Genomic DNA, 12060 nt, shown 5'->3' with positions numbered 1-12060 from the left:
AATTCCCTAAACAACGCTTAGACAGCGACAGCCTTGGTGGGTATGTCCATACCGGACAGCACGTCCGACACCGAGCCAAAACGGAAATCGCCGAGCAGCCGTTCAAGCCGATGCATGCACTTATCCAGGTTGTTGTAGTGTCGGAAACGGGAAAATGCCTTGACGTTCAGCCTTGGTTGCCCGGTATCGATTTCCCAGGGGTGCAGGTAGAAAATAAACGGTTGCCCTGCCCGGTTAATCTTGCCCAAGCCCCAATGGCTGAGCCAGTAAGGGAACAATCGGAAGTAGCCACCCCCTGCGATGGGCAACCGGTATCTACCAATCGGGCAGGTCGACAGCGGAAACTCCGTGAGGGTTTTGCCATTGGGCGCCTGCAATAGATAGGGCTCGTGAGGCGTGCCTGGCATGCCATAGCGATCATGGTGAACCGGGAATATCGATGAATCCCAGGTGAACCCCTCATCGCAAAGGATATCCAGAGCCCAACGGGACTGTGCCGTAATTGAATAGCTCGCAGCCCTGTAGCCGGTTATAGGCTCACCGGTAATGTCTTCGAGTATGCGCTTGGACTTGCGGGTTTCTTCCTTGAAAACCTCCGGTGTCTGGGTGTAGACCAACTGGTGGCTGTATCCATGGCTGGCGATCTCGTGCCCCGCTTGCTGGATCTTTTTCACCAGCCCGGGGGAGCGCTCGGCAACCCAGCCCAAGGTAAAGAAGGTCGCCTTCACATCACGCTCTGAAAACAGTTCCAGCAACCGTTCTGTGTTGGCTTCAACCCGGTATTCCATGGTTGGCCAGTCGTCACGATTGACGGCCTCGGCGAGCGCCGCTACCTGAAAATAGTCTTCAACATCGATTGTCAGGGCGTTCTGTCTCACGTCCGTGATACTCCGGGTGTAAAAATAGCACTCAGGGAATGCCAGAAGGGTTTCAGAAGAACCGATAATCCAGCGCTATGGAAACCCAGTTTTCATCGTATTCACTGATGCTCGAGTCGCTGCTTCTGGATGTATGTCCAACCCTGCCAGTGATACCCAGATCGCGGGTAAGTTCATAGGTTAACCCAATATCCAGGCTTATGGTTTCCTCATCCACTTCGTCCTCGTCGAACGACTGATACTGGTATCTTGTGTTTGATCGTAGCGTCAACAAAGGCAATATTGGCCGACTGTACCCTACCGCCAACCCTAGCCGATCTTCCGTTTCATCCGCGCGAATGTAATCGGCACGGTTCGCAAACACATTAATGTTCAGTTGAGAGGCATCGCTAAACTGCCTTCGGATGCCCGTATTGATTGCAGTTACTTCAACCTCGCTGGTCTCGCGGAGATCAAACACGAAGTCACCAAAGCGGATATCGAAATCCGAGGTCTGATCGGTCAATTCACGGCTACCGTTAATGTAGAAGGTCGTTACCGGGTTAATTTCCCGCTCCAGTGAAATATCCCCAACCACACCATCGCTTGACTGGGTATTGCCACCAAAATCGCTTTCAATCTCACTGATGCCAATGCTGCCGGAAAGGCTCGTTGTCGCCCAGGTTTGAGAAAAATCCAGGCTGACGACATCGGTATCAATTTCTGCGCCGGTGTCGAATTCGGCTTGATTTGTGAGCACACTGATACCACCCGAAAAGGTGGGACTAAACATTCTGCTCCAACCAACCGAGCCAATATAACGGTCGCTGTCGACTTCCTCCGAGTCGCCGAACTCAGTATTTTCATACTGAAGAGACAGGCGAAGCTGATCCACCTTACTAAGCGGCACTGTATAAACCGGTCCCGTGCGGAATATGTTCTTACGGGTTGTGTTGTCTGGCGTGTCTGTACCACGAGAGTCCCTGGTTACATTCCGCAGGTTGTCCGCAACTTCCCATCTCAGTCCCTGCGCCAACTCGCAGTCACCCAGAAAGTCAGCCGTTGTATAGGTTTCCGGATCGTAAGTCTCATCGTGCCACACCCCATAACCAACATCGGCGAAGGTGCTCGCCTGGCACTCCCCGGGATCACTCTGATGGGCGAGCCGCAAATTGACTCGGGTTTCAGTGTCGCTTATTTCGTTATTGGCATCTCGCGTGACGTTGTCACTGAATCGGTTCGTGAGGCCACCTGACAAGGAAATGGGCTCTGCAACACTGGCCTGGCTCACAAACAGGCTACAAGCCAAGACTCCGAGGATCACAAATCGTAGGCACTTCCATGTCCCTGACAGATCAACCATTTATAACAGCTCCGACAAACTTCTCGGCGTTGAACGCGCCCGCAGCCTGCTCAATACCATCGGCCGTCATACCGGCATGGGGAATAACCAGCATGGCGTAATCGCAAAGCTCGGTCAGGATTCGGGCATCCGGAGACTCTGTAATGGGTGCCGTGTCCAGAACGATGAACCGATCAGGATAACGGCGACGAACAGCCTGTAAGAATTGCTTCATACGGAACGAGGTGAAAAACTCACCGGGCGTCTCCCGGCGGCTGCCGGCCGGGATAAGTCGAAGCCGAGGTATTCCAGTCGGATAGAGGATCCGGGCAATATCGTAATCCGGGTCATCAAGGAAGTCAGTCAGACCAGAGTCCGGAATAATGTCCAGCGTCGAATGAAGCGCGGGTTCCCGGAGGTTACAGTCAATGATCAACGCTGTTTTGGCTTCGTCAAAGGCAAAGGCAGCCGCCAGATTCAACGCAACAAATGATGACCCTGCACCCTCACGAGCACCACTGACCACCAACGTAAAGTTATTGCCCCCGGATTTTTCCAGTAGCTTCGTCCGTAGGTTACGGAAATGATTGACCAGTTGCCGGTTACGGGACTCTGGATAGATGATGCGACGTTCTTCCAGATCGTCCGGTGTCAGGCGGCGTGGCTCCTGCATCCGTACAATTTGTTTGCTAATAACGTACTTGTCGACGCTGCCTGCCCCAAGTTCCAGTGAACTGGGTACCAGCATCCTCGAATCATCCCATTCGGAAAAGCGATCTTCGCCACGGGAGACGATCTCCGGGCTATTGCCTGCAGAGGCAGAACTGTTGCTGTTCTCCGTCTCCCTGTTCATTTTTTCTGATTTCCATTTCTCGAAATCCGAAAGAACGCTTCCCTCAGCTTGGGTCTCTTTTCCCTGGTCTGCTCTGGAATCGGCCATCAAATCACTCCAAACACAGAAGCCAGCGCTACTGCGACATAAGCGGCGGCAACCAGTACCGCCATTACAACCACGGCCACGGTGACCTTCCGATCACGCCGTTTTTCAAAGGGCGTCCGAACTTCTGGCAAATGCTCTAGCACCGCAATATCGAGAACGTCTTCCAGTTGTTCACGAGAACGAATACGAGGATCTACCTGAAGCAGGCCTGCTATTGCGCCGAAAGGCGCAACTGCACCGAGAAGAAGGCCCGCCATCGCAAACATGGAGAACTTCGGCCCGGTAGGGCTCGTCGGGTACTGTGCAGACTCGTTAATCTTGTAGTTCAATCCCTGCCCTTCAATATCCAGGTGCATCGACACCCGGGCTTTTTCGCGGCGTTGCAGGAGGTCATTGTATATTTCCTTGTTGACCTCCATGTCACGAGTCAGCTCTGAATACTGCGCCTTATTTTCCTGAATGCGCTCCATTCGTTGCTTCTGTTCCGTGATGAGTCGCTTGATAGAACTGATCCGGGTCTCGACTGTTTCAAGGTCGGTGTTGGTTGTCACCAGATTGGAACGAACCTCCTGATACACCGGATTGGGTATACTTTCGCTCCCGCTTGGCTCGCTGGAGAGCTGTTGTTCCTCGAGCGCCCTTTCTCTTTGCTTTCTGAGCTCTTGAAGCTGCTCCCGAAGTATAACGATATCCGGGTAAGTATCGTGGTAACGGAGCCTCAGTGAGTCCAATTGCTCTTCCATGGAATTGATTCGCTCCTGGTAAGCGTCCACGGTACGCCCCTGCCTCAGAGTGCGGTTGATGCCGCTAAGTTCACGCTCAAGGGACCGAGCTCGGGTCTGCAGCTCTTCTTTCTCCAACTGGGCCAATTCAAGGCGACTTTGCAGGTTTGATAGCCTGGCGTTCGCGTCGGCCTCTGTACCGTCTACATTCTCCGAGAGGAACTCCTTGAGGCGCTCTTCAACTTCGGCAATCTGTTGTTCGTAACTCTTGACCTGTTTGTCGATAAAGTCGTACGCGGAGCGGCTTTCTTCACGCTTACGCTTGGCGTTTTCCTCGATAAACGCCTGGCCCAACTTCTGCGCCACCCTGAATGTTTTAAGGGGAGACGAAGACGAGTACCTTATACTGAAGTAGTTATCGCCCCTGGGCACGACTGACATGCTATAGCGAAGACCGTTGATACGTCCTTCCAACGCCTCCGGGCTGATATCGGCGGCGTTCTCACCATATATTTCGGTATCTGTGGCAATTTCTTCCAGAACGTTCCTGGAACCAAGTAGCTCCCTGGCTGCCGATACTTTTTCAGTGACCTTTGTCGCTACGGCCCTGCCCTCCATCAGCGGCTGGATAATATTCCTGTCATCGACAAAAATAACGACCTGCGACTGGTATTTATAGGGCCATAGGAAACCGGCAGCCAATACCGAAAAGCTGACGACTGCAAACAAAAGCAGTGCCAGCCATTTACGAGACCGTACTTCCCGTACTATCTCTTTCGGTAACTGGTTTAATGGAAGTGCCATATCAATAGTCCGTTATTCAAAAAGCCCAACCGGGAACAACTCTATTACCCGATACCGGGTTAAAGACTTCTCTCGGGTATGGTCAGGATATCTCCCGGTCGTAATTTATAATTGGTCGAAATATCACCTCGGGAGAGGATTTCGTCCAGCTTGACTGGAATAGCAACCACCTCGCCCCCAACGGCCCGGTAAAGCACAGAGTTATTGGGGGACGCGAAGGGTGTGACACCACCTGACGTCAGTACCATATCGAGCACCGTCATACCGGCCCGATGAGGGACCGATGTCGGCTGCTGTACCGCACCCGTTACGCGCACCCGATCAGAATATTCATGACTCCCCATGCTGGTGACAACGATACTGACCTGAGGTTCCCGGATATAGGCGGAGAGCTTGGTCTCTATATCGTTTGCCAGCGCATCCGGTGTTCGGCCGGAGGCCTGCACGTCGCCCACAAGCGGTACGGAGATCTTTCCATCGGGCCGGATGGGTACCGATATACTCAGGTCTTCATTGCGCCATACGGAAACGCGCACCACGTCTGTGGCGCCCAGGATGTACTCATCAACACTGTTAACCGTATCGACCGCCAGGGCACGTTGGATCTGTTCAGGTGATGATGTTTTCGGGCCTGCGCAACCCGAAACAAAAATGACTGCGGTAAGGGATAAAACCAATCCCAGGAGTGAATACTTGGATGACATTGTTCGTCCTCTCTACAATTCCTTGCCTGTTTCCATGTCTCGGATAAAGCGGGTCCCGAAACTACCTAGATCCTTTCTTAAACAATACCACTTCTGCTGTCTGAATTATAATCAACAAATCCAGTAATAAGCTTTGATTCTTGATGTAATAAAGGTCGTAACGAAGCTTTTCCCGCGTATCTTCTTCGTTATCAGCATAAGCAAAACAAAGCTGCGCCCAACCCGTCAAACCTGGTTTTACCCTATGGCGTTCGCTGTAGAACGGAATTTTCTCCGACAATTGCTCAACAAAAACAGGCCGTTCCGGGCGAGGCCCTACAAAGGCCATGGTGCCGTTAAGCACATTGAAGATCTGCGGCAGTTCGTCAACGCGAATCTTGCGGATGATTTCACCCACTTTGGTAACACGCGCGTCGTTCTGACTGGCCCATACGGCGCCGTTTTTCTCGGCATCCGTGATCATGGATCGGAACTTGTGAACCCTGAAAACACCACCGTTAAGGCCCACCCGCTCCTGACTGTAGAACACCGGTGCCTTTATGCCGTCTTCAATCTTGATGGCAATCGCCGTGAGGATCATCAGCGGCAGGCCTGCCAACAACAACGCCCCCGCAGCAAGGATATCCAACAAACGCTTACCAAAGCCGTAGACCGACGACACCTTGAAACCGTCCGAGAACACCAGCCAGCCGTGGGTAACCATCTCCAGTGCGACTTTCCGTGATTCTCGTTCGTAGAAACTGGCCCCATCCACAATACGAACGCCCAGCATCTTACACTCGAGCAAATCTTCCATCGGCAGGCCTTTACGGCGATCGTCAACGGCAATCACGATTTCCTTGACCGGGTGCTTGAGGATGTATTGATGCAGTGTGGTCGGGATCTGGAGCAGGTTTTCTTCACTGACTTGAGTCGGCTCATCGGGAATGGGCACAAACCCTGTCAGGATAAAGCCCTTGCGATTGAAGGGCGTTGTAAGATCTTCCAGGAGTTGCCGGGCCCTGAAACCCGCTCCAAGCACCAGGACTTTTCGCTTGAACGCATCCTTCCCTGCCATTGCAAAGAACACCCAGCGGCTGATTCCCAGCAGGAAAAAACCGAAAACGGAGGCGGACGTGAGCAAATCCGTAAAGCCGAGGTACCAGAGCCAGTCGTTGCTGATGACAAACAGAACACCCACCGCGGGGACGCTAATGATGAGAGAGAAGATGGTCCTCAGCATCATGCCGGACATACCCTCTTCCAGGCGGGACTGATGAACGCCCAGGGCAATCATGACCAACAGGTTCACCAGACTGAAAACAACAGCGGAAGGCAGTAGGTATATAAAGCTGTCGAGAAAGAAAGACACTTCCCCGAAGTGACGAAAAAATGCGGCCAGCGAGAAACTTACGGCCAGGACAACGAAGTCGATAAGGCCCAGAATAACGAAGGGAACGTGAATGTAGTGCCTGAACAATCTGACGTGGGCCACGCCAACTCCTTTTGCTGTTCACTGGAAACGCGTCTGCGCATCCCATGCTGCAGATCTGACAATGAACAGAGTTTACTGCATTTTAATGATACTGCAATCAGCGACGTAGAAGGACAGCACCTAATCCGGCGCCAGAAACGCAAAACACCCTACCTTAGATATCAAGGCAGGGTGTTTCATGACTTACTTGGCTCAGGCTGACTTGCGACCGCGAGTCATGCCCAGACCCAGCAGGCCGAGACCAAACAGCGCGAGCGTTCCTGGCTCAGGCACTGCCTGTACGTCTGAAATCCCGACGATCAGATCGTTGTAATCGAAGTCACCGTCCAGCAGGTCTTCGAACGCAACAATCAGTGAGCTGCCAAAGAAGCTACCGTTCTGGCTGCCCGTCACGTCGAAGATCCGCGTCATATCAACGCCGCCGTTCAGGCTCGCGTCTGAATAGAACGTGGTGTCACCGCGCTGGAGGTAGAAACCGAACGTAGAGCCGATGTTGGCTGTTCCGTAGTATGTTGAGGCGGTCCCTGCATCCAGGTCAAACGCTACCTCACGACCACCAGAACCTTCAATTCCGGAGAACACCTGCAGCGTTTCGCTGGTGTCATTCAGGTTGTAGATACCGAAGTTATTGATGTTGGCAAAACCTGCGAATTCGAACAGCAGGAAGGCGCCAGCTGAATCCTGGGTACCATCAACATCGTTCAGTTTTGCGAAAGAGGCACCGTTGTCGTAGAAACTACCTTCACCGAGGGTGTCGGTAAATACGTCCGCGCCACTGTCTGTTTTCAGATCGAAAACGTCCATCGGGGCGGCCTGCGCTACCGAAAACGTCCCCGCCAGCATTGCTGCCGCGATCAGCTTTGAAGTCATTTTCATTCTACTGCTCCTTGTTTACATCTTATGATTCTCATCAACCGCTCATTCCAATGCAGGTGACGTGCCAACTATTTTTTTATTATAAAACAATAGCTTGAATAGCCACTTCCAGGGTTGCGTAAAATTTACTGACACACCACTACCGATCCTCAGCGATTCCGTTTTGACTTCCTTGAGAGCGAAAGCCCAATACCTAGCAGTCCCAGCGCCAACAAGGCCAAGGTGCCAGGCTCCGTGACGTTGGCAACGGTGATATTGTCGATGCCATATCCATCATCAGGGTTGTTGGAAAAAATGCTGACATCCCCTAAACCCGAAGCGTCGTAGAGGCTGACGTAAAAGATCCTGCCATTGCCAAGCGCGGACCCGAATATGTCGCTGAAGCTGAAATCGACCCCGCCAATCGAGAGGCGTCCGCCCGCATCGTTGGGGTCTGTCATATAGAAACCCATGGCGTTGAAACCAGCTGCAGGGGAAATCACCATTTGTCGGGCGTCCATACTGTCGAGCCAGTTGCTCCCAGATACGGCATAACGCCCACTAAACGGACTGGCGCCGGCGTTCAATACGGCAAGGCCGTCATTGCAGTTATAGGGGCCGCTATCGCACAGACCACCAGACCCTGGTACGGCGCTGGTGAAGGAACCAACACCAACGGACGACGTGATGGTGCCAGCCTGACTCCCAACGGTGTAAAAGGCATTGTCATCGAACGTTTCGGTGAGATAACCGGAATGAGCGGCGTTCAGGAAGCCCTGTTCCGCAGAGGCAGCAGCCGCGGCTCCCTGACTACTAATACTGAGAAAGGGCGCAGCGCTGGCCCAGGTGCAAGCACCGAGGAGAACTCCTACGGCGCCGACTGTTTTTAGCGTGTTCATATCAGTACTCCATATAAGCTGACAGAATCGTCTTTAGATATGGAGTACCAGTTGCATAAGGCATGCCACGGCCTTAAACACTGCCTTTTCCGCTAGTTAGCCGTTGGCCTATTCCCTCAATGTAAAGTTTTTCGACAGCCCCTTCATCCCGCGTCAACAGCGCTTGGCATCACTACGGCTCAGATGACAAACATACCAACAAATTCATGGACCGGAGTTGCCTCCAGCCGAGCCTGATCCTTACACAGATGGAAGATCTCATCACAACGCTGGCCAGGAAATCGGGTCGCGAGGTTGTGGCGGAACTTGTCTTCCAACAGTGGGATGCCCTCCTTGCGGCGCCGGCGATGGCCAATGGGATACTCAACCGCTACCTTCTCCGTGCTGGTGCCGTCCGCGAAGAACACCTGAATGGCGTTGGCGATGGAGCGCTTGTCCGCTTCCAGATACTCCCGGGTGTATCGCTCATCTTCTACCACTTCCATCTTTTCCCGGAGTTCGTCGATCAGGGGATTGGCTTCGTGGAAGCTGTCTTCGTAATGCTCCGCCGTCAGGCCGCCAAACATTAACGGTACCGCCGTCATGTATTGAAGGCAGTGATCCCGATCGGCCGCGTTTGCCAATTTCCCCTGTTTCGAGATGATGCGGATGGCGGACTCGTGGGTGGTGATGACGATTCGTTCGATGTCGTTCAGGCGGTCTTTTACCTCGGGATGAAGTATCACAGCCGCTTCAGCTGCTGTCTGGGCATGGAATTCCGCCGGGAAGGAGATCTTGAACAGGATATTTTCCATCACGTAGGCGCCAAACGACTGGGGTAAAGAAAACTGACGCTTGTCTTCCGGCTTCAGCTTCTGGTCTTTATTGGTCTTGCTGAACAGAATGTCGTAGAAGCCCCATTGGGGCGCCGTGAGCACGCCCGGGATACCCATCTCTCCGCGCATCGCTATGTCCGCCAATCGCACAGCTCGGGACGTTGCATCTCCCGCCGCCCAGGATTTGCGGGAACCGGCGTTTGGCGCGTGCCGATAGGTTCTCAGCGCCTGGCCATCCACCCAGGCATGGGACAAGGCGGACAGCATCTGATCGCGGCTCGCGCCCATGAGTTTTGCGGTAACAGCGGTTGAAGCCACCTTGACGAGCACAACGTGGTCCAGCCCCACCCGGTTAAACGAGTTCTCAAGCGCAAGCACCCCCTGGATCTCATGGGCCATAATCATCGCTTCCAGGACATCCCGCATGGTCAGGGGCGCCTTGCCCTCTGCTACCCGTTTCTGGGAAAGATGATCCGCGACGGCCAGTATGCCCCCCAGGTTGTCCGAGGGATGCCCCCACTCTGCCGCCAACCAGGTATCGTTGTAGTCCAGCCAGCGCACAATGCAGCCAATATCCCAGGCAGCCTTTACCGGGTCCAGCCTGTAAGGCGTTCCCGGAACGCGCGCACCGTTGGGTACCACGGTGCCCTCCACGATCGGCCCGAGGTGCTTGGTGCATTCGGGAAAACGCAGGGCCAGAAGGCCGCAACCAATAGTATCCATCAGGCAGTTGCGCGCCGTATTCCACGCCTCTTTGCTCTTTATACGGTAGTTGAGCGCATAGTCTGCGATTGCCTGCAGCACGTCGTCATAATCAGGGCGAATGTTTTGATCTACGTTGGTGCTCATGGCGAGTCCTCTATTGGTTTTGGACCTCGGAGAGGTGTCAGGAACGGAAAGAAGTCGTGCCAAACAGGTTAGTACATCGCGCCAGCCGGGATACAGCCGTCCAGTTCTTAAGCGTTGACTTTTTATACACTTTTCTCACCGGCGCCAGTGACTAGAACAGCCAATAAACAGCAACCAGCTGTTTTGAAACATAAACATTCTAACTGGTTCTTTTCTTGCTATTACCGCAGTCCGGAGACCACTCTGCAGGAAATGTAGGGTGAATATGGACATCTGTGAAAACGCAAGGAGAAGGAAGTATGAAAGGATTTAACCGCAAGGTAGTCATTGGCCTGGGACTGGCCGCTGCAATGGCTGGGAACGCTTACGCAGCCCCCATCGTAAACGTCGTCAACTCTGACGGCGACCTCTACAACACCGAAATGCTGACCGGGTATTCAACCGACGGCTCGCTGATGGACGGCATGGAAGTCACTACTTGCTTTGCCAGCGCGGCCTGTGAAACCGTGGCATTTGACGGTACGGTCGGCAGCTCTTCCTACGGCGAAGCCATCGGTAGTGGCTGGAGCTTGTCTATCAATGGAGACACCTACAGCTCCCCGTTTACCTTCAATTCCGTTCAAGACGTCACCAGCATCGTGTTGAACGGGCGTCCTGGCAACACGATTTTCGACATTCTCGGTGGTGATTTCCGTTCACCAGACTCCGCACAGGGCAAGCCATTCCAGCTTTCCAACTCGGGCGATTTGGCGGACGGCACAACTGTGAACGTGGAATACTCTGACAAGCTGTCTCTCGATGGCGTGTTCTATGACGACCTGTTCACAACCATGGCAATCGATTTTGGTGGCAGCCTGTTCTCAGGCATGTTCAGTTTCCTGTCGGATACTGACAACAACAACTTTGCAGCTGGCAGCCCGATCACTCCGACCAACCCGGTTCCAGAGCCCGGCACCCTGGCGCTGTTGGGCCTCGGCGCCCTGGGCTTTGGCCTGCGTCGCCGTAGTATCAAGGCGTAAGCCTTCTTGTCGGATTAAGGCCCCTATAGGCCTTAATCCGACACCCCCAATTGCAAGATGGCCAATAGATAACCGACGACAGTAAACGTCACCGATCCAACAGGTCGTCTATTTCAACCTCCAAAGCTTTCGCGAGTGCACTAAGAACCTTTGTTGAACCGGTTTTGGCACCAGCCTCAATTTGTGAGACGTATGATTTTCCAATACCGGCTTCAATTCCTAATAGCTCCTGAGTGAAGCCGCGATATTCCCTCCAAACCTTCAGAGGGTGCTCTTCTCCCAATACGAGACGCCTGGCGATAGCCGCAGGAATGCATTCGTCCTCTCCAGCCAAAAGTTCCGCCTTAGCGGCATCAGCATCCTGAGTATCACGCGCATCCTGTGCCATCTCAAGCAGTTCCTGATACTCCGCATAGGGAATGACTGCGTATTCAGGTTTTCCTGACTTTTCAATGATCTGTACGCTCATTTGTAAACATCTCCCCTGGCGCCAACTTTCAGTACCAGTAAAATCAGTTCGCCATTATCAAAACTGCAGATCGCCCTGTACCCACCCTGACGAAGGCGCCAATATGGCTTCCCTTTCATGGGCTTCCAGTCGCCATGATAATTCTCAGGATCCAGAGCAATCGCTTCGAGTTCGGACATTATCCGTTCTGCTATCGGCCTTGGAGCCTTCCTCAACGCTTTGAGTGCGGATTTTTTGTATTTCACGAAGTACATAGGGAGAGTTTACGGCCAGGTTTACTGACAGTCAACATTAGAGCGTTTTAGCTCTCG

The 12060-nt window shown here is 53.2% G+C and carries 12 protein-coding genes; 1 reads left to right on the top strand and 11 read right to left on the bottom strand.

What is annotated here, in order from left to right; translation table 11 throughout:
- Positions 1–17: 17 nt before the first annotated feature.
- The 9 genes from B2590_RS12780 to prpD form a co-directional block, all read right to left on the bottom strand.
- Complete coding sequence (locus B2590_RS12780; protein ID WP_414673549.1) at positions 18–878, bottom strand: XrtA system polysaccharide deacetylase; 861 nt, start codon at positions 876–878, stop codon at positions 18–20.
- Between the two features lie 52 nt (positions 879–930).
- Entirely contained in the window at positions 931–2148 is a 1218-nt protein-coding gene (locus B2590_RS12775; RefSeq protein ID WP_286847954.1) for an outer membrane beta-barrel protein, read from the bottom strand.
- Positions 2149–2212: 64 nt separating this feature from the next.
- The gene (locus tag B2590_RS12770) at positions 2213–3052 is read right to left on the bottom strand and encodes a polysaccharide biosynthesis protein (protein WP_286810657.1); all 840 of its coding nucleotides are present in this window, start codon (positions 3050–3052) and stop codon (positions 2213–2215) included.
- A gap of 86 nt (positions 3053–3138) precedes the next feature.
- Positions 3139–4665 carry an XrtA system polysaccharide chain length determinant gene (locus B2590_RS12765; RefSeq protein ID WP_286810655.1) on the bottom strand — a complete coding sequence of 509 codons (1527 nt, stop codon included), beginning with the start codon at positions 4663–4665 and terminating at the stop codon, positions 3139–3141.
- Positions 4666–4724: 59 nt separating this feature from the next.
- Complete coding sequence (locus B2590_RS12760; protein WP_286810654.1) at positions 4725–5369, bottom strand: XrtA/PEP-CTERM system exopolysaccharide export protein; 645 nt, start codon at positions 5367–5369, stop codon at positions 4725–4727.
- A 61-nt stretch (positions 5370–5430) separates the two neighbouring features.
- Positions 5431–6843, bottom strand: coding sequence for a TIGR03013 family XrtA/PEP-CTERM system glycosyltransferase (locus tag B2590_RS12755; RefSeq protein ID WP_286810653.1), 1413 nt, complete (start codon positions 6841–6843; stop codon positions 5431–5433).
- A gap of 192 nt (positions 6844–7035) precedes the next feature.
- The gene (locus B2590_RS12750; RefSeq protein WP_286810652.1) at positions 7036–7719 is read right to left on the bottom strand and encodes a PEP-CTERM sorting domain-containing protein; all 684 of its coding nucleotides are present in this window, start codon (positions 7717–7719) and stop codon (positions 7036–7038) included.
- A 149-nt stretch (positions 7720–7868) separates the two neighbouring features.
- Positions 7869–8597 carry a PEP-CTERM sorting domain-containing protein gene (locus B2590_RS12745; protein ID WP_286810651.1) on the bottom strand — a complete coding sequence of 243 codons (729 nt, stop codon included), beginning with the start codon at positions 8595–8597 and terminating at the stop codon, positions 7869–7871.
- A gap of 179 nt (positions 8598–8776) precedes the next feature.
- Positions 8777–10261, bottom strand: coding sequence for a 2-methylcitrate dehydratase (prpD, locus tag B2590_RS12740; protein WP_286810650.1), 1485 nt, complete (start codon positions 10259–10261; stop codon positions 8777–8779).
- 299 nt (positions 10262–10560) lie between these two features.
- On the opposite strand from prpD, the gene B2590_RS12735 reads away from it, so the two are divergent.
- Positions 10561–11280, top strand: a complete 720-nt coding sequence (locus B2590_RS12735; RefSeq protein WP_286810649.1) for a PEP-CTERM sorting domain-containing protein — start codon at positions 10561–10563, stop codon at positions 11278–11280.
- Between the two features lie 88 nt (positions 11281–11368).
- Here the strand turns inward: B2590_RS12735 and B2590_RS12730 are convergent, their stop codons facing one another.
- Together B2590_RS12730 and B2590_RS12725 are read right to left on the bottom strand one after the other, a co-directional pair.
- Positions 11369–11749, bottom strand: a complete 381-nt coding sequence (locus tag B2590_RS12730; protein WP_041334841.1) for a helix-turn-helix domain-containing protein — start codon at positions 11747–11749, stop codon at positions 11369–11371.
- Positions 11746–12003, bottom strand: coding sequence for a type II toxin-antitoxin system RelE family toxin (locus tag B2590_RS12725; protein ID WP_286810648.1), 258 nt, complete (start codon positions 12001–12003; stop codon positions 11746–11748). Before B2590_RS12725 ends, B2590_RS12730 begins: the two co-directional genes overlap by 4 nt.
- Positions 12004–12060 lie beyond the last annotated feature (57 nt).

This window comes from Marinobacter sp. UBA3604 (assembly GCF_002375325.1).
GTDB lineage: Bacteria > Pseudomonadota > Gammaproteobacteria > Pseudomonadales > Oleiphilaceae > Marinobacter > Marinobacter salarius.
The sequence above is the reverse complement of the archived record's forward strand: the minus strand, read 5'-3'. Positions and strand labels throughout refer to the sequence as shown.